This window comes from Curtobacterium sp. BH-2-1-1 (assembly GCF_001806325.1).
In the GTDB taxonomy this organism is placed as follows: Bacteria; Actinomycetota; Actinomycetes; order Actinomycetales; family Microbacteriaceae; genus Curtobacterium.
On record NZ_CP017580.1, the window covers coordinates 1,609,024 to 1,629,194 of the forward strand.

A 20,171-nucleotide genomic window follows, 5' to 3' on the forward strand; every position below is an offset into this window, starting at 1 on the left:
TCTCCGGTCGTCAGTCACGGTCGGCTTCACGGTCGGCTTCGCGAGCTGCACGCTTGGCAGCGCGACGGGCTCGCGCCTCGGCGTCCTGTTGCTCCTGGAGCGGGCTCTTCTGCATCGATCCCCGCGCTGCGAGCACGATCATCACGACGACCAGCACGAGCACGACCGGGACCAGGAAGGTCAAGAACACGCGGAGCCCCCACTCGATCACGAGGCCCGTGATCGAGCCCCTCGACAGGAGCGTAGTCCGGCGGGGAACACCGACACACCGTTGTCGCGGAGCCGTCCGAGGGTGGGTGCATGACCGACAACGACACGCACGACGTCCAGGCCCGCACCGCCCTCGACCAGTGGCTGGTGATGTGGAACTCCGACGGGGAACTCGCCCGACAGCTCTGCGCAGACGACTTCCGCATCCGGTTCGCCGTGACCGAACCCGACGGATCCACCCCGGCCGACGACATCCGGAGCGCCGACGACTTCGCCGAGTACCTCGACTGGTGGCACGGGCAGCACCCCGACGCGGTCTTCACCAGCATCGGTGACGCACTCGACGGCGACCACGGGCGGCTGATCTGGGACATGGAGGCCGGCGACGTCCACGTGGGCGGCGTCGACGTCTTCGACTTCGACGACGCGGGACGCGTACGGCGTGTCTGGTCGGCGGGTGGCCAGCGGAGCATGCGGAGCTGAGCCGCCCGGTCGACACCGGCATCTGTGAGGATCGGACCATGAAGCGAGCCGAGCGGCACTACGCTCTCGTCGACCTGCTCCGCGGGGTGCGACGGCCGTGGTCCGCCGCTCGGCTCGCCGCCCACTTCGAGGTGTCGCCACGCACGATCGAGCGCGACGTGGCCGCGCTCCAGGCCGCCGGGGTGCCGCTCTACGCAGACCACGGCGCCGCGGGCGGGTACTCGATCCTGCGCGAGTACTCGCTCCCGCCGCTCAACCTCACCGCGGCCGAGTCCCTCGCCGTGCTGGCCGGGCTCGGCCTGCTGGAGTCGTCGCCGTACCAGGCGGCGGCGCTGCGCGCGTCGGCGAAGATCCACGCGGTCATGCTCGACGAGCACCGCGCGCCGGTGCTCGAGACGCTCGGCATGATCCGCGTGATCGACGCCGTCGCGCCGTCGGACACGGAGCCCGTCCCGCTCGGGATGCTGTCGGACGCCATCGCGGCCCGCCGCGTCGTACGGCTCAGGTACCTCGGCGAGGACGCCGACGGCCAGCCGGACCGGGCCACCAGCACCGTGCGGGAGGTCGAGACGATGGGCCTGCTCCGAGCCGGCGACTCGTGGCTGCTGGCCGGGTGGTGTCGGCTCCGCGACGCGGTCCGCGGCTTCCGCATCGAGCGGATCACCGAGCTCGAGATCCTCGACGAGGTGGCTCCGCCCCGCGACCCGTCCGTGTGGGAGGACGACCTGGCCCGCTGGCCCACCCGACGGCTCGGGTGAACGCCGGCCGGTGCGGGCGCACCGACCCGACGCCGGCCGCCGGGCACCTACGCCCGCGGCGGCCCCGTCGTGTCCCCGATGCGGAGCTCCGATCGGAACGCCGCCGGCTGGGGCTCAGCCCCCTCGAGCATCGCCAGGGCAGCACGGGCCGCCGCCTGCCCCTTCTGCACGAACGGCTGCACGAGCGTGGTCAGCTGCCGGATGCGCGTGCGGTGGAACAGGCTGTCGTCCACGGTGATGCCGTCGAACCCGACGACGCTGACGTCCTCGGGCACACGGAGTCCGGCGTCGAGCGCGGCCGAGATCACCCCGACGGCGAGGACGTCGCTCTGCGCGATGACCGCGGTCGGCCGGGGCCCGTCGGGGGCGAAGAGCGCGGTGCCGGCGATCCGGCCTTCCTCGACCGAGCTGCCGGCGGCCTCGATCGCGACCGAGTCGGGGTAGACCCCACGGACCCCGCGTAGGCGTTCGAGGGACGTGAAGGCGATGCCGGCGGCCTCGCGCTCGGCGTCGATCGGCCCGCGGCGGTGCGCACCGTCGAGCGGCAGCGACACGACGGTGACCGCCTCGTGCCCGAGGTCGCGCAGGAATGCTGCCGCGCGGCGGGAAGCCTCGCGGTTGTCGAGCTGGATCGGCACCGCACCCTCGATGTCGTCCGCCTCGATCGCGACGACGGGGATCTGCCGACGCCGGAGCACGGCGACCGCGGGGTCGATCCGCACGTTGCACCCGACGAGGACGACGGCGTCCATGGGGGCGTCGACGAGGGGGACGGCACCCTGTTCGTCGTCGAGGGGGCTCCGGACGAGCAGCAGCGAGGCACCGGCGGCACCGGCCACCTCGGCGATGCCGTCGAGCGTCAGGACGTTCACCGGGTCGCGGAAGGCATCGCTCAGCCGTTCGTCCATGACGACGCCGATGACGCCGGAGCGACCGCGGCGCAGCGAACGGGCACGCGGGTCGGGACCGCCGTAACCGAGCTCGGCGGCGGCGGCCAGCACGCGGGCCTTGGCGTCCTCGGAGACCGGGCCGCTGCCGCTGAACGCGAGCGAGGCCGTCGAGGGCGCGACGCCGGCAGCGCGGGCCACCGCGGTGAGGGTCGGACGTCGGGGGCGGACCGGGACGGGACCGGCCGGGACCGCACCGGCGCGCGGGGCATCGGCGGCGTCCTCGCGGTGGTGCTCCGTCCGCGACGCGCCGGGTCCTGTTGCCGGTTCGTCCATCGCCCGTTAGCGTAGCCGGAAACAGCGGTCGAATCGATTCGACCGAGCCGCGACACGCACGGCAGCACAGCAGCGAAGCACGATGGGACCACCATGACGACGACGTCCGCCCGCACCACACCCTCGACACGGGCCTGGATCACCGCGGTGTTCGTCGTGTTCACCCTGTCCGGCCTCGACATCGCGACCTGGCTCGGCCGGATCCCGAGCGTCCGCGACTCCCTCGGAGCGAGCACCTTCGAGATGGGCCTGCTCGTGCTCGGCATGGCGGTCGGCTCGATCGGCGGCCTGACCTTCGCCGGGCACATCGTCGCGAAGCTCGGGGCTCGCCGGGGCGTCCAGGTGGCCGCAGCGTGCCTGGCCCTCGGGATGGTCTTCGCCGGGCTGGCGGTGAGCCTCGGGTGGGGCTTCGCCGCCATCTGGATCGCGCTCATCGCGTTCGGGTTCGGCAACGGCCTGTGCGACGTGTCGATGAACGTGTCCGGCGCCGCGGCGGAGAAGGCCGGCGGCCGCACGATCATGCCGCTGTTCCACGCCGCGTTCAGCCTCGGCACGCTCGCCGGTGCCGGCCTCGGAGCCCTCGCCGAGGCGCTCGAGGTCCCGGTCGCGTGGCACTTCATCGTCCTGGTCGTCGTGACGAGTGCCGCGATGCTCGTCGCCGTCACGCGCTTCCAGGACGAGCACCGCTTCGAGGAGCACGTCGCCACCGACACCAGCCCGGTGCCGACGCCGGTCAGCCGCTGGCAGGTCTGGGCCCAGCCGTCGACCCTGCTCATCGGCGTGATCGTGCTCGGCATGGCCCTGGCCGAGGGTTCGGCGAACGACTGGCTGCCGCTGGCCATGATCGACGGGCACGGCCTCGACAACGCCGCGGGCGCCGCCGTCCTCACGGTGTTCCTCGCCGCCATGACCGTCGGCCGGGTGGCCGGCAGTCCGCTCATCGACCGGTTCGGGCGGGTGCCGATCCTCCGCATCAGCGCCGCCGTCGCGGTCGTCGGCCTCGGCATGCTCATCTTCATCGACAACGTGCCGCTCGCGATCGTCGGCGTCGTGCTCTGGGGTCTCGGGGCGAGCCTCGGCTTCCCGATGGGCATGTCCGCCGCGGCCGACGACCCCCGGACCGCCGCCGCTCGGGTCAGCGCCGTGGCGACGATCGGGTACGTGGCGTTCCTCGCGGGACCGCCGCTCATCGGGTTCCTCGGCGAGCACGTGGGGCTGCTCGGTGCGCTCCTGGTGGTCTTCGTGTTCATCATCGCGGCGGGACTCGCGTCGGGCGCTGCCCGTGAGCGCGGCGCCGCCGCCCGGCCGACCCGCCGGGGCGGCGACGTGGACGGCGGGGACGAGCCGCGCCTCCAGGCCCAGCGCGCCGACGCGGCCACGAGCGCCGACAGCACCACGGGCGGTCGCGACGCCGGTTAGGCTCTCCGGGTGCGTCTCGTCATCGCCCGCTGCTCCGTCGACTACGCGGGCCGGCTCTCAGCCCACCTGCCGCTCGCGACCCGTCTGCTCATGCTGAAGGCCGACGGTTCGCTGCTCGTCCACTCCGACGGCGGCAGCTACAAGCCGCTCAACTGGATGAGCCCGCCGTGCTCGATCGAGATCACCGAGCCGGACGAGGAGCAGTCGAGCGCCGGCATCACGCAGGTGTGGACGGTCACGCAGAAGAAGACGCAGGACAAGCTCATCGTCTCCCTGTACGAGGTCGTCTCCGACGAGTCCCACGACCTCGGCGTCGACCCGGGCCTCGTGAAGGACGGCGTCGAGGCGCACCTGCAGCAGCTCCTCGCGGAGCAGATCGAGCTGCTCGGCGACGGCCACACGCTGGTCCGCCGCGAGTACATGACCGCGATCGGCCCGGTGGACATCCTCGCCCGCGACGAGGCGGGGGCGAGCGTCGCCGTCGAGATGAAGCGGAACGCCAACATCGACGCGGTCGAGCAGCTCACCCGGTACCTCGAGCTCATGAACCGCGATCCGCTGCTCCGTCCGGTGCAGGGTGTGCTCGCCGCGCAGACGGTGGCGCCGCAGGCACGCACCCTCGCCGAGGACCGCGGGATCCGCGTCCTCGTGCTCGACTACGACGCGATGCGGGGCATCGAGGGCGGCCACACCCGCCTCTTCTGAGCGGTCGGACTGGAGGCGCGGCTCGCGTCCGCCGGTGCCGTCGCGCCCGCCGGGCGGTCGCCGCCAGGGCCCCGGCTAGGCTGAGTGGGACATGACCAGCCCGTTCTCCGCCATCCTCTTCGACCTCGACGGCACCATCAGCGATTCCGCGCCGGGCATCCTCGAGAGCCTCACCCACACGTTCCGGAAGGTCGGGGTCCCCGTGCCGGACCACGCGACGCTGCTGTCGTTCGTGGGCCCGCCGATCATGGACACCTTCACGACGGCGATGGGCATGGACGCCGAACAGGCCGAGCACACGCTGTCCGTCTACCGCGAGCACTACTTCTCGCACGGCGCCCTCGACTCGGCGATGTTCCCCGGGATCGACGTCGTCCTGCGCACCCTGCACGACGCCGGGCTGCCGATCTCGACCGCGACGAGCAAGCCCGAGACGCCGGCGACGTACATCCTCGAGCACTACGGCCTCACCGGCGACATCGACATCATCACGGGCGCCAGCGACGACGAGGTCCGCTCGTCGAAGGCCGACGTGGTCGAGGAAGCGCTCCGCCGCCTCGACGCCCGCGGGTTCGACACGAGCCGTCCGGTGCTGATCGGGGACCGCCTGCACGACGTCCAGGGGGCGGCCGTGCACGGTGTCCCGACGATCTTCGCCGAGTGGGGCTACGGCTCCCCCGCCGAGGCCGAGGGCACCATCGCGCAGGCTGCGACCCCGCTCGACCTGCTCCCGATCCTGCTGCCGTCCTCGTGACGACCGGGGCGGGCGGCCGGACCGCGGGTGGACTGCGCGGTGCCGCCTGGCTGCTGCCGGCAGCCATCGTCCTCATCGCGCTGAACTTCCGCGGGCCGATCGTCGCGACGGCCCCGGTCATCGGCGACGTCCGCGTGGACCTCGGCCTGACCGCGACGGTCGCCGGGCTGCTGACGACGATCCCGGTCCTCTGCTTCGCGCTCGCGACGCCGTTCGCCAGCTGGGTCATCGCGAAGGCCGACCCCGAGCGCGCGGTGTCGCTCTCCCTCGTCATCGTGCTCGTCGGCACCGTCGTCCGCTCGATGCCATCGTCCGCGGCGCTGCTCGTCGGCACCGCCGTGATCGGCATCGGCATCACGATCGGCAACGTGGTGATCCCCGTCGTGATCCGGCGGGACACGTCGCCCGAGCGGGTCGGCCTGGTCACCGGTGTGTACACGTCCGCGCTCAACGTCGGGTCGATGATCACCTCGCTCGGCACCGCGCCGATCGCCGCGAGCTGGGGCTGGCCGGTCGCGATCGCGGTCTGGGCGGTGTTCGCCGTGGTGGCCGGTCTCGCCTGGACCTACGCGGTCGGTGCCCGGGCCGCGTGGCGCCGCCCGACGGCGTCCGAGCCCGTCGTCGAGACGGGGCCGATCGACCAGGTGCTCGGCACGGGTGCGATCCGGACGGTCGACGGCGGTGCGGGGTCCGCGCAGGTGCGCCCCGCTCGTCGGCTCATCACCTGGGGGCTGACCCTCGCGTTCGGCGGCCAGGCGTTCTCGTACTACGCCCTCACGGCGTGGATCCCGACGCTGCTGCACGACGAGATCGGCTTCTCGAGGGCGTCCTCCGGGGCGAGCTCGTCGGTGTTCCAGATCCTCGCGGTCGTCGGGGCGCTCGGTGTCCCGGTGCTCGCGGCGAAGTGGCGTCCGCGCGCGATCATCGCCCTCGTCGCGTTCCTCTGGCTCGCGATGCCGCTCGGGCTGCTGTTCGCGCCGCAGCTCTGGCTGCTCTGGTCCGTCCTCGGCGGCGCGGCACAGGGCGGCGGCATCACGGTGATCTTCATCGTGATCGTCCGGATCGTGTCGAGCGACGCCGACGCGCGGCGGATGTCCGCGTTCGTGCAGGGTGGCGGGTACCTGCTCGGTTCCGCGGGGCCGCTCGTCGCCGGTTCGTTGCACGGGATCACCGGCGACTGGACGGCACCGTTGCTCGTCGTGCTCGTCGCCGTGCTGACGCTCGGGATCGTGGGGACGTTCGCGGCCCGACGGGTGGCCTGAGTCCACCGGGCCGCTGCCGTCCGGCACGCTGCCGTCGGGTCCGCTGCTGCCTGAGACCCCGTTCCGGCTCGACCGGGGATCCGCTGGTGCCGCCCGGTCGCACCCGCACGTCGTCTCAGCGCCGCGCGTGACTTCGGGGCGAGCTGGCGGCACCGTCCCGGTCCACCGTCATCCCGGGCGGCCAGGGTCCGGAGGGTGGACACTCGACGACCCGCACGGTGGCGGGACCAGCCGCTCGCGGCACGCTGCGCCCTGCTCCTGATCGCGGCCGGCATGACCGTGCTGCTCGGGTGGAACCTGGCCCGTGGCGGTGACTCCGGGTTCTACGAGGCGTCCGCCCGGTCGATGTCCGAGTCGTGGCCGGCGCTCTTCTCCGGCGCGTTCGACCCCTCGGCGACGGTGACCCTCGACAAGCTCAGCGGGTTCGCCGTACCCCAGGCGCTCAGCATCCGGATGTTCGGCGACTCCACCGCCGCACTCGCGCTCCCCCAGGTCGTCGAGGGTCTGGTCACGCTGTGGGCCTGCTCGCTCGTCGGACTCCGGTGGGCCGGGGTCGGGACGGGGCTCGTCGCCGCGGGTGCAGCGGCGACGACGCCGATCTTCGTGTCGATGTTCGCCCACCCGATGGAGGACGGCATGGTCACGGCGGCCCTGGCAGTCGCCCTGCTCTGCTGGCAACGGGCGGCGATGACGGGCCGGTGGTGGCCGCTCGTCGCCGCCGGGCTCGCGGTCGGCGTCGGGTTCCAGGCGAAGATGCTGCAGTCGTGGTTCGTGCTGCCCGCACTGGTGCTCGGGACGCTCGTCGCCACGGCCGGCCGGGACGGCACCCGACTCGGCACCGGCGCCCGGATCGGTCGCGCGGTGGTCCTCGGTGCGGTGTCGGTCGCGGCGTCGCTCGCGTGGGTGGTCGGGCTGGCCCTCACCCCGGCGGGCGCCCGACCCTGGATCGACGGCTCGACCGACGACAGCCCGTTCGCGATGGTGTTCGGCTACAACGGCATCGACCGGTTCCTGCCGGGAGCGGTGCCCGGCTCCGTCAGCACGACCGAGGGTCCCGCCGCCCGGCCGGCACGCCTCGGCGGTCCGGGCGGCGTGACGAAGCTCATCGAGCCGCACCTGGCGTCGCAGGTGGCCTGGCTCCTGCCCGCAGCCCTGTTCGCGGTCGTGCTCGCCGTCGTCCTGCTCCTCGTCCGCCGGACCGGCACACGGGTCGGCAGCGTCTTCGGTCGGGCGTTCGACACCCGTGCCGGTTCGGCCACGCTGCTCGTGGTCACCGTCTGGCTCGTGACCGCGGCCGTCGTGCTCTCGGTGGCGAAGGTGCCGCACACCGCGTACGTCGCTGCGGTCGGTGTGCAGCTCGCCGTCCTCGCAGCCCTGGGGTGGCGCGGCGCCGTCGGTCTGGTCCGGGCGCATTCGGCGTGGCTCCGGGTGGTGCCGGTGCTCCTGGCGACCGCGCAGCTCGCGTGGTGGGCGTTCCTGGCCCGAGGTGCCGCGATGCCGGCGGTGCTCGCGACACCGGCCCTCGTCGTCGGGGTCGCGGCCGTGCTCGCGACGGTGGTCGCGTTCCTGTGGCGACCACGCTGGGAGGGGACGCGCGGGCCGGGCCGGCACCGCGCCTCCCGGGCCGCGATCGCCCTCGCAGCCGGACTCGCACTCGTCGCCGGCCCCGCGGCGTTCTCGCTGCAGGCGCTCGACGCCGCACGCGACGGGAGCGGGAGCGACGCCTCGGTCGGATCGTGGGTCCCGCGCTGGCGGGTTCCGGACGGTCGGGCCGAGGCCTTCCGGGTCTCCCGGCCGGACTGGTGGGGCGGGTCCTCGGCGCCGTACCCGGTCGTGTTCCGGCACCTCGTCCGGACGGCGCGGCGCCTCGACAGGTACCGCGACAGCGTGCCGCTCTTCCTGACCGACACGTGGCGCATCTCGTCGCCGGTGATCGACGCGACGGGGCTGCCGGTGCTGACCGACGGCGGGTTCTCGGGGACGGTGCCGGTGTTCACGGCGCGGCAGGTGAGGCAGCGGATCGCCGGCGGGCTCCGGGTGCTCGTGGTGCAGGCCGGGGCGCCCCGGACCGATCCGGTGCTGCGGGCGGCGCTGGCGGGAGGCTGTCGGGCGGTCGCCGACGTCGACCCGGGGGCGCGGGTGCCGGCGCACCCGTGGGCGGTGACGGGCATCGGGTGGACGGTGTGGCGGTGCGGGCTGCCGGGCCGGTCGGTGGACCGGCTGGGCGGGCCGGCGGCGCCGCGGTCGGGGTCGCGGGTGGCGCGGTCGGCGGGGACGCGCTTAGCGAGGTCGCGGGCGGAGTCGAACCACGGATACGACATCGAACCGCGCCGATCACCTGGTTCGGTGTCGGAATCGTGGTTCGACACCCGACCCGCCGCCGCCGGCGCGGGCACCGTCAGCCGGCGAGCAGCACCTCGCGCAACGACATCGGCCGGCGCCCCGTGACCCGCTCGACGTCGCCCGACACCCGCGCGAGCGCCCCCTCGGCGATCGCCGTGTAGGTGCTCACCCACGCGTCCGCCTGCCACGGCTCCGGGTTCCACCGCGCGCGCGAGGCGTACGCCTCCTCGAGCGTCTCCGGGTGGTACGTGACCTCGCGCCCACGGAGCTCGGACACGGTGGCAGCCGCCTCGCGCAGGGTGATCGCCGCGGGCCCCGTCAGCTCGTACGTCCGGTCGAGGTGCGCCGCCGGGTTCCGCAGGACCTCGGTCGCGACCCGGGCGACGTCGGCTCGCGCGACCGCTGCCATGGCCCCGTCGCCCGCCGGTCCTCGGATGACGCCGTCCTCGCCGACGAGGTCCTCGACGAAGTCCAGGTAGAAGGAGTCCCGGAGGAACGTGTACGCCATCGAGGTCGCCCGGATCGCCTCCTCGGTCGCCCAGTGGTCGCGACCGAGCGTGAAGGTCGCGTCCACCGCCGCGCCCACGAACGACGTGTAGACCACGTGCCGGACGCCGGCCGTCGCGGCAGCGGAGACGAACGAGCGGTGCTGGGCGAGACGGTCCACCGCCTCCGCGCCGGAGACCATGAGCAGCAGGTCGACTCCCTCGAGCGCCGCGCGGCTCGCCTCGGCATCGCCGAACGACGCGACCGCGACCTCGGCTCCGGGGAGTTCCGGCGCCCGGGAGGCGTCCCGCACGATCATCCGGAACGGCACACCGCCGTCCGCCAGGGCGCGCGCCACGGCGCCGCCGATCTTGCCGGTCGCGCCGGTGAGTGCGATGGTCATGGTCGCTCCTGTCGTGGTCGTCGCTGGGGTCTCGTGGTCACGTCCGCACGGTCCTGGAGGCGCGGATCACCGTGGGTGCGACCCGCACCGCGTTCACGCCATCGACCTCGACCGCCCAGGTGCGGGCCGCCTCGTGGTCACGGCCGTGCCGCATGTGCCGGCCCACCAGACGATCGACGCGCACGGTGTCGTCCACGGCGCAGAACCACGTCTCGGTGAAGAGGTCGGCGAGCGCTGCCCAGGGATCGCTGTCGTCGAGCAGGTAGTTCCCCTCGGACACCACGAGCCGGGTGCGCTGCGGGACGGCGATGCTGCCCGCGACGGGTTCGTCGACGCGCCGGTCGAAGTCGGGTGCCCACACCACGGCCTCGTCGCCTGCGACCAGCCGACGGACGAGCGCGACGTAGCCGTCCCCGTCGAAGGTGTCGATCGCGCCCTTGCGGTCGTGGCGGCCGAGGGCGTCCAGCGCCGTGTTCGCCAGGTGGAACCCGTCCATCGGGACCTGCACGGCGGTGCCGGCACCGAGCGCTGCGTCCACCCCCGCGACGATCCGGCGTGCGAGCGTCGACTTGCCGGCACCGGGAGCGCCGGCGATGCCGAGCACGGTGCGCTGTCCGTCCGTGGCGAGCCGGATCGCGCGGTCGACCGCGTCGTCGACGGACATCTCGGGCGGGAGCACGGCTTCATCCTGGCAGAGCGCGCCGACGCCGGTCCCGGGTGGTTCACTTGCCGCATGGTCGATGCGACGAAGGCGTTCAGCGGGTTCTCGGTGCGTGACGTGCCCGAGGCGAAGGCGTTCTACGAGGACGTCCTGGGGGTCGAGGTCACCGAGGACCACGGCATGCTCTTCCTGCAGCTCGGCGACGGACACGGTGTGCTCGTCTACCCCAAGGGTCCCGCGCACGAGCCGGCGTCCTTCACGGTGCTGAACTTCCCGGTGCCGTCGGTCGACGACGCCGTGGACGGACTCGCGGCGAAGGGTGTGACCTTCCTGCACTACGAGGGGATGACCGACGAGAAGGGCGTGAACCGCAAGGGCGGCCCGCTCATCGCGTGGTTCACCGACCCCTCGGGCAACGTGCTGAGCGTCCTCGAGCAGTAGCGGGAGTCGCGCGACATTCTGTATGCAGAAAGCTCGCGCGCGCGTCCGAGGCCGTCCTACGCTCGCTCTCCCGACGAAGGAGAGAGCCGTGGAGATCCGGATCGTCAATCGCGACGAACTGCGTGCTGAGCGCGCGGAGTTGTACCGCAAGTGGAACCTGGACGAACGCGAGTTCGCCCCCGTCGAGGCGTGGCGCGACCTCGACGAAGACGAGTACTGCGCTCGTGAGGCCCTCGCTGACATCTCGTTCGTGTTGGGCGACCGATGATCGCCGAGTTCGTCGACGCTGCGACGCTGCAGATCGATCGCGCTCAGGTACTGCTCGACGCGGTCCTGCCGGACCACGGCGCCGAGCTGAGCGTCATCCACGAGGTACCGAGCAACTCGATCATGCTCGGAACCGGCGATGAACGCGGTGCTGCCGCGATGCTCCACGCGGGGGGCGAGCACGTCGCCCGGCTCCGGATCTTCTTCAGGTACCGCTGGCACCCGCATCATGCCGTGCTGGCAGTGGAGGAGAGCCGGTTCACGCTCTTCCTCACGACCGACCGGCAGCCGCTCGTCCGCTTCGAGTTCCAGGACGCCCTGACCAACACGCCCCCGTCGCACTGGCACCTCCATGCCGAGCGCGGGTCCTTCAGCGCTCTCCTGTCGCGCACCGGTGACCGCGGGGCCGGGCGTCGCGACCCCGCCCGGCTCTCGTCACTGCACTTCCCGCTCGGCGACCCCCACTTCCGGCCGAGCCTCGCGGACGTCGTCGAGTTCGTGGTGACGGAGTGCGGCGTCGATGCTCGTCCGGGCTGGGAGCGCGCCGTGCACGAGTACCGGAAGCACTGGCGGCGAGACGAAGCCGCCGCCACCGCCCGGCAGTTCTCGGCCGAGACGGCAGCTGCCCTCCGGGCGCTCGGGTGGCAGGTGCGCCCACCCGTGCCGAACCACGTGCCGGCGCCGTTCGTGAGTCTGCTCGCGAGCTGACGAACGGGCGGGTCAGCGGGGCAGGACCCCGGCCCAGCCGAGGGCGATCGGCACGACGAGCCCGTGTCGACGATGCGGCAGGTCCGCGATCGGGATCCACGCGGCCTCGTCGGTCGAGCCGTCCTCCTCGGAACGCAGCGCCCCGCCGGTGATCGACGCCCGGAAGACCACCTGCACGGCCTTCATCGCCCGGCCGTTCGCGTGGATGCGACGCTCGGCCGGCACGATGTGGTGCCGCACACCGAGCAGTTCCCCGACGGACGCCTCGTACCCGGTCTCCTCCCGGATCTCCCGGACGACGGCCTGCTCGACGCTCTCGTCGAACTCGACCCCGCCGCCGGGGAGCGTCCACGTCCCCGCCTCGGGGATCCGGAGCTTTGCGAGGAGCACCCGGTCACCGTCGGTGATCACGCCGTAGGCGGCGAGCCGCGTGTCGTAGTCCGTGTACTCCATCAGCCGACCATGCCAGGTGCGTGCGCCGACGTCGGCGAGCCGCGCCGCGCCTCCAGGACCGACGCGCCGGGACCGGACTACCGTGACCGGCACCGACGCACTCCCGGACGGTGACGATGACGACCTCGACCCCGACGCCCCTCGGCGCGATCACCTGCCTGCCCGCGAACGAGGCGGCGTGGACGGACCTCGAACTGGTCTTCGGCGAGCGCGGCGATCCGGCGCACTGCTGGTGTCGGTGGTTCAAGGCCTCGGCGGCGGAGTTCCGGGCGATGCCGAACGACGAACGCCGCGAGCGCTTCCACCGGGAGACCGGCTGCGACGACCCCGCGGCACGCACGACGACCGGAGTGGTCGCCTACCGCGACGGCGAACCGGTGGGGTGGGTGGCGGTCGAACCCCGGCCCGGGCTGGTGCGGCTGCGCGGCGCGAAGGTGCCGTGGAGCGGGCGTGACGAGGACCCCGACGACCCCGCGGTCTGGGTGGTCTCGTGCTTCGTCGTCCGGCGGGGCTTCCGTCGGCAGGGCGTCAGCCGCGCACTGCTCGGCGGGGCGGTGGACCACGCGCGTCGATCGGGTGCGACGGCGGTCGAGGGGTACCCGACGGAACCGGCTCCGGGTGCGACGGACGGCGGCGGCGGCGGCGGCGGCGGCGCGATGTTCGTCGGGCCGCGGTCGGTGTTCGAGGCGGCGGGCTTCACCGAGGTGTCGCACCCGACGCCGCGTCGCTGGGTCTACCGGAAGGACTGCTGACGACCAGGCCCGTGTCCGCTCAGACGGTCGCGGCGGCAGACGCCCAGCCGACCCGCATCCGTGCGACCGCGCGGTCGAACCCGGCGAGGGGATCGGCGTCGTCGCGCAGGAGCGACTGCAGCTGCAGCCCTTCGTAGAGCGCGACGAGCTGCTCGGCGGCGTGCCGGGGCGAGGTGCCGCGCGGCTCCCGTCCGGCGACGACGTCCCGTACGAGGGCGAGCGTCACGTCCTCGAACGAGCGGGTGTACTGCCCGCGGAACCAGCCGGCCGCAGGGTGGTCGGGGCTCGAGGCGGCACTGAGCAACGCGACCCGGAGCCGGACCAGTGCGGGGTCGTCACGGCCGACCTCGAGTCGCGCGCGGAGGTACGCGACCGCGCCCGATCGCTCGGCGACGACCCACAGCGCACGACGGCTGCCGTTGTTCCACCGGTCCATGACCGCGACGACGAGGAGCTCCCACAGCGGGTAGACGCGTCGGACCTCTGCTTCGGGGACCTCGGCGTGGGCGGCGACCTCGGCGGGACCGACGGTGTGGAAGTCCGACGCGCGGTACGCCTCGATGGCGCCCGTGACGATGCGGGCGCGCAGGTCGGCGTCGGACTCGGGCATGCCGTCGATTCTCCGGGGGACCCGGCGGCCCCGCGAGTCGCCAGTTCAGGGGTGGTACCAGGCGCACCGCGCCAGCCCCGCCAGAGGGACAGGTACCCGGCGCCCCGTCAGCCCCGGTCGAACGTCAGCGTCTCGTCGTCCGCCGCGGTGACCCGACCGGTCCGCGCGAACTCCGCCCAGATCGCCCGGAAGGCCCGCCCGCGCCGCTCGACCTCGGGCCAGTCCCGCTGCGGCACGAAGCGCGAGCCGGCCCAGGCCTCGCGACCGCCGAGCAGCAGCGGCAGGTCGCTCATGTGCACGGCCCCGGTCGGCTGCACGGTCACGCCGCGGTGCAGCCGGTACGAAGTCGCCCGACCACCGGCGGCCCGGTGCCGCGCGGCGAACCGACGGACGTCCCGCCCGTAGATGACCTCGGACAGCGGGCGCACGAGCAGCCAGCGCAGCAGCGGTCGCACGGCTCGCACCCGGGCGAGTGATCGCAGCCCGGGGATCAGCGGCACGTACATCGCGGTCTCGTCCGCACCGGAGCCGATCAGGACGTCCACGTCCGGAGCCGCGTCGCGCCAGGCCTGCCCGGCGTCACGCTCGGCGGGGAGCGGCGCGAACCCGTACTGGGTGCCGTAGGGCATGCCTCCGGGCAACCCGAAGGGCGCTGCGGCGCGGCTGCCGAGGGCCTGGCGATCGAGCACCTCGTCGAGCGGGGTGTCCGGGAGCACGGCCCCGACGGCCCGGACCATCGCCCGGTTCATCCGCGCCCGACCCCGCGACAGCCCGAGCGGTGCACTCTGGACGATCACCCGCCGGAAGAGGCCGGCTGCTCCGTCGCTGATCATGAGGTGGGCCGCGGCGTCGCCCCCGGCGGACTGACCAGCCACGGTGACGAGGTCCGGGTCACCACCGAAGGCCGCGATGTTCGCCTGCACCCACCGCAGCGCCTCGACGAGGTCGAGCAGCCCGAGGTTCGCCGGGACGGTCTCCCCGTCGCCGAGGAACCCGAGCACACCGAGCCGGAACGTCACCGAGACGAACACGACCCGCTGCTCCGTGACGAGGTCGCGCGCGTCGTAGATCGGCAGGTCACCGCCGCCGATGACGTAGGAGCCGCCGTGGATCCAGACGATGACGGGCAACAGCTCGCCCGGCCGGGCGTCGGCGGGCACCGTGATCGACAGCCGCTGGCAGTGCTCGTCGACGACGAGGCCCTCCACCGGGTGGAGCAGCTGGTCGACGAAGGTCGCCTGCGACTGCGGCGCCACGGGCGACGGGGTGGTCGCCGGGAACGGCTCGGCGAACGCGGGGACCGGCTCCGGGACCGCGAAGCGCTCGGCGCGGGCGTAGGGGATGCCGAGGGCCCGGACGACACTCCCGTCCGCGACGCCGGTGATGCGTCCGGCAGGTGGGTCCCAGGTCAGCGAGGCGGCGTCGAGCATCCGTCCACGCTAGCCAGCGTGACCAGTGGACGGCCTGGAGGGACGGTGCGGGCCCGCACCGCGCCTCCCGTCCCGCAGTCCCTCCGTCACTCGCGGCGCACGACGGGCCGCAACGAGCCGGACGCGGCGAACGCCGCGACGAACAGCACCGCCACCAGCCAGAGCGCGCTCAATGCGCCGACGTGCTCCGCGATCGCACCGATGACGGGCGGCCCCGCGAAGTTCGCGAAGTACCCGATCGAGGCGACCACGCTGACACGGGCCGCCGGGTTCGGGCCGCTCTGCGCCGCCGCCGACATCCCGAGCGGGAAGCCCATGGAGACGCCGACCGCCCAGAGCACGACGCCCACGAGCGTGAGCCACCAGCTCCCGCCGACGATGAAGAGCACGGCGCCGACGATGCCGAGCGCGGTCGTCCACCGCACGGTCCGCACACGTCCGAGCCGGTCAACGACGGGGCCGGCGAAGACGCGGGTGGCCGCCTCGGAGACGGCGAACACCGTGAAGAACAGCGCACCGACGGCGGCGGTCTGCCCGTGCCCGTCGGTGGTGGCGAGGGCAAGCCAGTTGTTCGCCGAGCCCTCACCGAGTTCGACGCCGAGCATGACCACCCCGATGAGGAGCAGTCGGACGTCCGCCCACCCTCGTGCCCACTGCCGGAGTCGCTGCCGGGGTGTGAGCGTCGTGTCGTGTTCCTCGGCACGGGTGCCGTCCGGGATGCCCCGCATCGCGAGCACACCGACCACGAGGATGACGACGGCCTCACCGAGGAGCTGCGCCGACGGGGTGATGCCGAGCCACGCGCAGAGGGCGGCGATCCCGGCGCCGAGGGCCGCGCCTCCCGACCAGGCCGCGTGCATCAGCGGGAGCAGCGTGCGCCCCGCGAGCGCCTCGATCGCCGTGCCCTCGACGTTCGCCATCACGTCCAGCGAACCGATGCCCGCGCCGGCGACCACGAACCCGACCGCTGCCAGCGGGACGGAGTGGAGCGCGGCTGCCGTCCCGATCACGGCGATCGCGACCGGGACCAGCACGACCACCGCGGTGAGCGCCCGGCGCCCGCCGAGTCGGCGCAGCAGCGGGGCCGCGCTGAGCAGGCCGCCGATGGACCCGATCGTGACCCCGCCGAGCATGAGCCCGATGGTCCCGACGTCCACACCGAGCTCGAGCCGGAGCTCGGGCAGCCGCGGACCCCACGCTGCGAGGCTCACCCCACCGATCGCGAACGCGATGACGATGGCGTTCCGCCACCCGGCGAGCTGTCTGCGGTCCTCGTCGACCCCGAGCTGGTGCATCCGGCTATCGAACCCGCTTGATGGGGATCACCACAAGGGCGCCGAGGAGTGCGACGACACCCGCGGCCCAGCACATGAGGACGTAGTTGTCGGCGTGCGAGCTGCCGATGGACAGGAAGAAGAGCGAGATCGCCGGCGCGAGCGACTGGGGCAGCGCGTTCGCGATGTTGATGACGCCGAGGTCCTTGCCCGGACGGTCGGCGTTCGGGAGCACGTCGACGACGAGTGCGGTGTCGATCGCGGAGTAGATGCCGTACGCGAAGCCCATGATGACCTCGGCGACGTAGAAGCCGTTCACGGTCTCGGCGTGCGCGAGGGCGACGAGGCCGACCGCGAAGAGGGCCGTCGAGCCGCCGACGAACACCTTGCGGCGACCCAGCTTGTCGGACGCCCACCCCGAGAGCGCCGCGCTGACCAGGAGCGCGATCGTGTAGAGCAGCACTCCGAACGCGACGGCCTCGGTGGCCTGCTTCGCGTCCTCGATGCCGATGTGCTCCTGCATGTAGAGCAACCGGTACGTCGTGAACATGAACGTCGCGAGGATGATCAGGAAGCGCGACCACCACGCGAACGCGAAGTCCGGGTTCTTGATCGGGTTCGTCCAGAACGACGAGATGAGGTTGAGGAACGTGAACTTCTTGAGCGTGTACGTCGGCAGCTCGTCCCGCGCGACGACCGCGTAGACGGCGACGAGGATGATCGCCAGAATGCCGGGCGCGATGAACAGCACGGGCAGGTTCGCGACGAAGAACACCGACAGGTAGGTGCCGGCGAGTACGGCGAGGTTCTGCGCGAGCGCGATGATGCTCGACGACCGGCCGCGCTGGAGCTGCGGGACGTTGTCGGCGAAGCTCGCCAGCAGGGTGGCGAGGGTCGCGTTGGCGGCGAGCTGGGCGAGCAGCCACGCGAGCGTCAGGTTGAGCACGTCGGGTGCGTAGGCGATCCAGACGAGTGCGATCGCGAAGACGACGACACCGCTCATGAGCCACGGACGACGCCGGCCCCAGCGGGTGCGCGTGCGGTCGGACAGCGCGCCGGCCAGGGGGTTCATGATGAGCGCGCCGAACGCACCGATCGGCAGGACGGAGCCGATGACGTTCGCGGCGTCGTCCCCGACCAGGGCCTGCGCCTTGAGCTGCATGCTCACGTAGACCGGTGCCATGAGCGCGACGAAGAGGCCGAACTGTCCGAGGAACAGCGCGATCTGGTAGCCGATGCCCACCCGCATCGTGCTGACCGGCTGCGTGATGCCCTCTTCGGGGTTCAGCAGTGCCGGGCTGCCGGGTTCGGGTGTGCTCATGACGCCTCCTTGAGTCGATGCTTCGCCGTTCAAAACCATCTTGCGCACGGTTTTGACTGGCTGAGCATACATCGACAGGTGTCGTTCATGTACCTGCGTCCGTCACGGAGCGCAGCAAAAACTACACACCGGGTGGTTTTTGGGGTAGCGTCGTCATCGATCTCGCCGTGGAGCATCGCTCCTCGACGGACTGCGACACCCGGTGCTGCGACACCCGGTGCCGCGACACCCAGTCAGGACCGAAGGAGCCTCACGCAATGCCCACCACCTCTGTGCAGCTGTACTCGCTGCGCGACGCCATCGCGGAAGACCTCGACAAGGCGATCGCCCGTGTCGCCGAGATCGGGTACGAGAACGTCGAGCCCTACGCGTTCGTCGAGCGTGCCGCGGACCTCGAGCGCGCCTTCGCCGCCACCGGCCTCACGGCCCCGTCCGGCCACGTCGCCGTGATCGACGCCGAGGACACCGCCCCGATCTGGGACGCGGCCGAGCGCCTCGGCATCCAGACCGTCATCGACCCGTTCATCCCGACCGACCGCTGGCAGACCGCCGACGACGTCGCGAAGATCGCCGAGCGCGTCAACGTCCTCACCGCCGAGGCAGCCTCGCGCGGCCTCAAGTTCGGCTACCACAACCACCAGTGGGAGTTCACGAACAAGGTCGACGGCCGCACGGTCTACGACCACTTCGTCTCGCAGATCAGCCCGGAGACGGTGCTCGAGCTCGACACCTTCTGGGCGACCGTCGGTGGCGCCGACGCCCCCGCCGTCCTGAAGTCGCTCGGCGACCGCGTCGTCGCGATCCACGTCAAGGACGGGAAGGTCGACGGCGACATCCTCACCGCGCTGCCCTCGTCCGAGAGTGCACTCGTCGTTCCGGAGGCGCTGCAGCGTGCCTTCGAGAACCAGACCCCCGCCGGTCAGGGCGACGTCGACGTCCCGGCCATCCTCGCCGCGGCGCCGCAGGCCATCCGCGTCGTCGAGTTCGACGCGTACTCCGGCGACGTCTTCGAGGGCATCACCGAGTCCCTCGCCTGGCTGAAGGACAACGACAAGTGACCCGTGTCGGGATCGGCATCATCGGTGCCGGCAACATCTCCACGCAGTACCTGGAGAACCTGACCAAGTTCGCCGACGTCGAGGTCCGGTTCGTCGCCGACGTACTGCTCGACCGCGCAGCGGCCCAGGCGGCGGAGTACGGGGTCGGTGCGTCCGGCTCGGTCGAGGAGCTCCTCGCCCGCGACGACATCAGCATCGTGATCAACCTGACGATCCCGGCGGCCCACGCCGAGGTCGACCACCAGATCATCGACGCCGGCAAGCACGTGTGGACCGAGAAGCCGATCGCGACCGACCACGAGTCGGCCGCCGCGGTGCTCGCCTCCGCTGCGTCGAAGGGACTCCGGGTCGCGACCGCGCCGGACACCGTGCTCGGCGCGGGCATCCAGACGGCGCTCCGTGCCATCGCCCGCGGTGACATCGGCGAGCCGCTGACCGCGACGACGCTGTTCCACGTGCCCGGACCCGAGGCGTGGCACCCGAACCCGGACTTCCTGTTCGCCGAGGGCGCCGGTCCCCTGTTCGACATGGGCCCGTACTACGTGACGACCCTCGTGCACGCGTTCGGCACCGCCAGCCGCGTGCAGGCCGTGTCCTCGAAGTCGCTCGACCGTCGCACGATCGCGTCCGGCCCCCGCGCCGGCGAGACGTTCCCGGTCGAGGTCCCCACGCACCACGCCGCCCTGATCGAGTTCGCCGGCGGGCAGTCCGCCCAGTCGACGTTCTCGTTCCAGCACGCGCTGCCGCGCATGGGCTTCGTCGAGATCAACGGCACGCTCGGCACGATCTCGCTGCCCGACCCGAACACGTTCGAGGGCTCGTCGCAGCTCTGGCGCTACGGCCAGGAGGAGCCCGAGACCCTCGAGGCGATCGGCTCCACCTGGGGCCGTGGCACCGGGGTCGTCGAGCTCGCCCGCGCCATCGCCGAGGACCGTCCCGAGCGTGCCTCGGGTGCGGTCGCGCTGCACGTCCTCGACGTGCTGCTCGGCATCCGTGACGCGGCGGCGTCGGGTTCCGCGGTCGACATCACGTCGACGGTGGACCGTGTCCCGCCGCTGCCGGAGGACTTCGATCCGTCGGCTGCGGTGCTCACCGCGTAGCTTCTGCGCTCCGCAGGACGGCCGGCTCCGACAGGGGCCGGCCGTTCTGC

22 protein-coding genes are annotated in these 20,171 nt (G+C 72.6%); 13 read left to right on the forward strand and 9 right to left on the reverse strand.

Features of this window, described 5'->3' with window-relative positions; translation table 11 throughout:
- Positions 1 to 10 precede the first annotated feature (10 nt).
- Complete coding sequence (locus BJK06_RS07570; protein ID WP_156794799.1) at positions 11 to 190, reverse strand: hypothetical protein; 180 nt, start codon at positions 188 to 190, stop codon at positions 11 to 13.
- A 110-nt stretch (positions 191 to 300) separates the two neighbouring features.
- On the opposite strand from BJK06_RS07570, the gene BJK06_RS07575 reads away from it, so the two are divergent.
- A complete protein-coding gene (locus tag BJK06_RS07575) occupies positions 301 to 693 on the forward strand; it encodes a nuclear transport factor 2 family protein (RefSeq protein ID WP_070417379.1) in 393 nt (130 codons plus the stop codon).
- A gap of 38 nt (positions 694 to 731) precedes the next feature.
- Positions 732 to 1,451, forward strand: a complete 720-nt coding sequence (locus tag BJK06_RS07580) for a YafY family protein (protein ID WP_070417380.1) — start codon at positions 732 to 734, stop codon at positions 1,449 to 1,451.
- Between the two features lie 47 nt (positions 1,452 to 1,498).
- Here the strand turns inward: BJK06_RS07580 and BJK06_RS07585 are convergent, their stop codons facing one another.
- On the reverse strand, positions 1,499 to 2,674 hold the full coding sequence (locus tag BJK06_RS07585) for a LacI family DNA-binding transcriptional regulator (protein WP_083295130.1): 1,176 nt from the start codon (positions 2,672 to 2,674) through the stop codon (positions 1,499 to 1,501).
- Positions 2,675 to 2,767: 93 nt separating this feature from the next.
- On the opposite strand from BJK06_RS07585, the gene BJK06_RS07590 reads away from it, so the two are divergent.
- The 5 genes from BJK06_RS07590 to BJK06_RS07610 all read left to right on the forward strand — a co-directional run bounded on the left by BJK06_RS07590 (position 2,768) and on the right by BJK06_RS07610 (position 9,262).
- Positions 2,768 to 4,093 carry an MFS transporter gene (locus tag BJK06_RS07590; RefSeq protein ID WP_254789454.1) on the forward strand — a complete coding sequence of 442 codons (1,326 nt, stop codon included), beginning with the start codon at positions 2,768 to 2,770 and terminating at the stop codon, positions 4,091 to 4,093.
- 9 nt (positions 4,094 to 4,102) lie between these two features.
- Positions 4,103 to 4,798, forward strand: a complete 696-nt coding sequence (gene nucS / locus BJK06_RS07595; protein ID WP_070417381.1) for an endonuclease NucS — start codon at positions 4,103 to 4,105, stop codon at positions 4,796 to 4,798.
- Positions 4,799 to 4,889: 91 nt separating this feature from the next.
- Positions 4,890 to 5,552 (forward strand): HAD hydrolase-like protein, encoded by a 663-nt coding sequence (locus BJK06_RS07600; RefSeq protein ID WP_070417382.1) that lies wholly within the window; start codon positions 4,890 to 4,892, stop codon positions 5,550 to 5,552.
- Positions 5,549 to 6,814 (forward strand): CynX/NimT family MFS transporter, encoded by a 1,266-nt coding sequence (locus tag BJK06_RS07605; RefSeq protein WP_083295131.1) that lies wholly within the window; start codon positions 5,549 to 5,551, stop codon positions 6,812 to 6,814. The genes BJK06_RS07600 and BJK06_RS07605 overlap by 4 nt, the downstream gene beginning before the upstream one ends.
- 195 nt (positions 6,815 to 7,009) lie before the next feature.
- Positions 7,010 to 9,262 (forward strand): glycosyltransferase family 39 protein, encoded by a 2,253-nt coding sequence (locus tag BJK06_RS07610; protein WP_070417383.1) that lies wholly within the window; start codon positions 7,010 to 7,012, stop codon positions 9,260 to 9,262.
- Here the strand turns inward: BJK06_RS07610 and BJK06_RS07615 are convergent.
- Complete coding sequence (locus BJK06_RS07615; protein WP_070417384.1) at positions 9,213 to 10,046, reverse strand: SDR family oxidoreductase; 834 nt, start codon at positions 10,044 to 10,046, stop codon at positions 9,213 to 9,215. The genes BJK06_RS07610 and BJK06_RS07615 overlap by 50 nt on opposite strands.
- A gap of 37 nt (positions 10,047 to 10,083) precedes the next feature.
- The gene (locus BJK06_RS07620) at positions 10,084 to 10,710 is read right to left on the reverse strand and encodes a nucleoside/nucleotide kinase family protein (protein ID WP_070419308.1); all 627 of its coding nucleotides are present in this window, start codon (positions 10,708 to 10,710) and stop codon (positions 10,084 to 10,086) included.
- Positions 10,711 to 10,779: 69 nt separating this feature from the next.
- Here BJK06_RS07620 and BJK06_RS07625 point away from each other — a divergent pair, with 69 nt between their 5' ends.
- The 3 genes from BJK06_RS07625 to BJK06_RS07635 all read left to right on the forward strand — a co-directional run bounded on the left by BJK06_RS07625 (position 10,780) and on the right by BJK06_RS07635 (position 12,123).
- Entirely contained in the window at positions 10,780 to 11,148 is a 369-nt protein-coding gene (locus tag BJK06_RS07625; protein WP_070417385.1) for a VOC family protein, read from the forward strand.
- An 88-nt stretch (positions 11,149 to 11,236) separates the two neighbouring features.
- Positions 11,237 to 11,416 carry a hypothetical protein gene (locus BJK06_RS07630; RefSeq protein WP_070417386.1) on the forward strand — a complete coding sequence of 60 codons (180 nt, stop codon included), beginning with the start codon at positions 11,237 to 11,239 and terminating at the stop codon, positions 11,414 to 11,416.
- A complete protein-coding gene (locus BJK06_RS07635) occupies positions 11,413 to 12,123 on the forward strand; it encodes a hypothetical protein (protein ID WP_070417387.1) in 711 nt (236 codons plus the stop codon). Before BJK06_RS07630 ends, BJK06_RS07635 begins: the two co-directional genes overlap by 4 nt.
- Positions 12,124 to 12,135: 12 nt before the next feature.
- On the opposite strand, the gene BJK06_RS07640 is transcribed toward BJK06_RS07635, so the two are convergent.
- Positions 12,136 to 12,576: an NUDIX hydrolase gene (locus BJK06_RS07640; RefSeq protein WP_070417388.1), complete on the reverse strand. Its 441-nt coding sequence runs from the start codon at positions 12,574 to 12,576 to the stop codon at positions 12,136 to 12,138.
- A gap of 116 nt (positions 12,577 to 12,692) precedes the next feature.
- Here BJK06_RS07640 and BJK06_RS07645 point away from each other — a divergent pair, with 116 nt between their 5' ends.
- Positions 12,693 to 13,328 (forward strand): GNAT family N-acetyltransferase, encoded by a 636-nt coding sequence (locus tag BJK06_RS07645; protein WP_070419309.1) that lies wholly within the window; start codon positions 12,693 to 12,695, stop codon positions 13,326 to 13,328.
- Between the two features lie 19 nt (positions 13,329 to 13,347).
- Here BJK06_RS07645 and BJK06_RS07650 read toward each other — a convergent pair whose 3' ends face one another.
- The 4 genes from BJK06_RS07650 to BJK06_RS07665 form a co-directional block, all read right to left on the reverse strand.
- Positions 13,348 to 13,938: a TetR/AcrR family transcriptional regulator gene (locus BJK06_RS07650; RefSeq protein WP_070417389.1), complete on the reverse strand. Its 591-nt coding sequence runs from the start codon at positions 13,936 to 13,938 to the stop codon at positions 13,348 to 13,350.
- Between the two features lie 107 nt (positions 13,939 to 14,045).
- On the reverse strand, positions 14,046 to 15,368 hold the full coding sequence (locus BJK06_RS07655) for a carboxylesterase family protein (RefSeq protein ID WP_070417390.1): 1,323 nt from the start codon (positions 15,366 to 15,368) through the stop codon (positions 14,046 to 14,048).
- Positions 15,369 to 15,454: 86 nt separating this feature from the next.
- Entirely contained in the window at positions 15,455 to 16,663 is a 1,209-nt protein-coding gene (locus BJK06_RS07660) for an MFS transporter (RefSeq protein WP_070417391.1), read from the reverse strand.
- A 4-nt stretch (positions 16,664 to 16,667) separates the two neighbouring features.
- Positions 16,668 to 17,963 carry an MFS transporter gene (locus BJK06_RS07665; RefSeq protein ID WP_070417392.1) on the reverse strand — a complete coding sequence of 432 codons (1,296 nt, stop codon included), beginning with the start codon at positions 17,961 to 17,963 and terminating at the stop codon, positions 16,668 to 16,670.
- A gap of 257 nt (positions 17,964 to 18,220) precedes the next feature.
- Here BJK06_RS07665 and BJK06_RS07670 point away from each other — a divergent pair, with 257 nt between their 5' ends.
- Together BJK06_RS07670 and BJK06_RS07675 are read left to right on the forward strand one after the other, a co-directional pair.
- Positions 18,221 to 19,021, forward strand: a complete 801-nt coding sequence (locus BJK06_RS07670; RefSeq protein WP_175475662.1) for a sugar phosphate isomerase/epimerase — start codon at positions 18,221 to 18,223, stop codon at positions 19,019 to 19,021.
- Positions 19,018 to 20,121 (forward strand): Gfo/Idh/MocA family protein, encoded by a 1,104-nt coding sequence (locus BJK06_RS07675; RefSeq protein WP_070417394.1) that lies wholly within the window; start codon positions 19,018 to 19,020, stop codon positions 20,119 to 20,121. The genes BJK06_RS07670 and BJK06_RS07675 overlap by 4 nt, the downstream gene beginning before the upstream one ends.
- Positions 20,122 to 20,171: the final 50 nt, after the last annotated feature.

Bases quoted from the DNA above. Each gene is read 5' to 3' on its own strand.
- BJK06_RS07585 (WP_083295130.1), bottom strand. From the start codon at position 2,674: ATGGACGAACCGGCAACAGGACCCGGCGCGTCGCGGACGGAGCACCAC.
- BJK06_RS07645 (WP_070419309.1), top strand. From the start codon at position 12,693: ATGACGACCTCGACCCCGACGCCCCTCGGCGCGATCACCTGCCTGCCC.
- BJK06_RS07640 (WP_070417388.1), bottom strand. From the start codon at position 12,576: ATGGAGTACACGGACTACGACACGCGGCTCGCCGCCTACGGCGTGATC.
- BJK06_RS07600 (WP_070417382.1), top strand. From the start codon at position 4,890: ATGACCAGCCCGTTCTCCGCCATCCTCTTCGACCTCGACGGCACCATC.
- BJK06_RS07580 (WP_070417380.1), top strand. From the start codon at position 732: ATGAAGCGAGCCGAGCGGCACTACGCTCTCGTCGACCTGCTCCGCGGG.
- BJK06_RS07590 (WP_254789454.1), top strand. From the start codon at position 2,768: ATGACGACGACGTCCGCCCGCACCACACCCTCGACACGGGCCTGGATC.
- BJK06_RS07635 (WP_070417387.1), top strand. From the start codon at position 11,413: ATGATCGCCGAGTTCGTCGACGCTGCGACGCTGCAGATCGATCGCGCT.
- BJK06_RS07665 (WP_070417392.1), bottom strand. From the start codon at position 17,963: ATGAGCACACCCGAACCCGGCAGCCCGGCACTGCTGAACCCCGAAGAG.
- BJK06_RS07655 (WP_070417390.1), bottom strand. From the start codon at position 15,368: ATGCTCGACGCCGCCTCGCTGACCTGGGACCCACCTGCCGGACGCATC.
- BJK06_RS07575 (WP_070417379.1), top strand. From the start codon at position 301: ATGACCGACAACGACACGCACGACGTCCAGGCCCGCACCGCCCTCGAC.
- BJK06_RS07625 (WP_070417385.1), top strand. From the start codon at position 10,780: ATGGTCGATGCGACGAAGGCGTTCAGCGGGTTCTCGGTGCGTGACGTG.
- BJK06_RS07620 (WP_070419308.1), bottom strand. From the start codon at position 10,710: ATGTCCGTCGACGACGCGGTCGACCGCGCGATCCGGCTCGCCACGGAC.
- BJK06_RS07670 (WP_175475662.1), top strand. From the start codon at position 18,221: ATGCCCACCACCTCTGTGCAGCTGTACTCGCTGCGCGACGCCATCGCG.
- BJK06_RS07615 (WP_070417384.1), bottom strand. From the start codon at position 10,046: ATGACCATCGCACTCACCGGCGCGACCGGCAAGATCGGCGGCGCCGTG.
- BJK06_RS07650 (WP_070417389.1), bottom strand. From the start codon at position 13,938: ATGCCCGAGTCCGACGCCGACCTGCGCGCCCGCATCGTCACGGGCGCC.
- BJK06_RS07660 (WP_070417391.1), bottom strand. From the start codon at position 16,663: ATGCACCAGCTCGGGGTCGACGAGGACCGCAGACAGCTCGCCGGGTGG.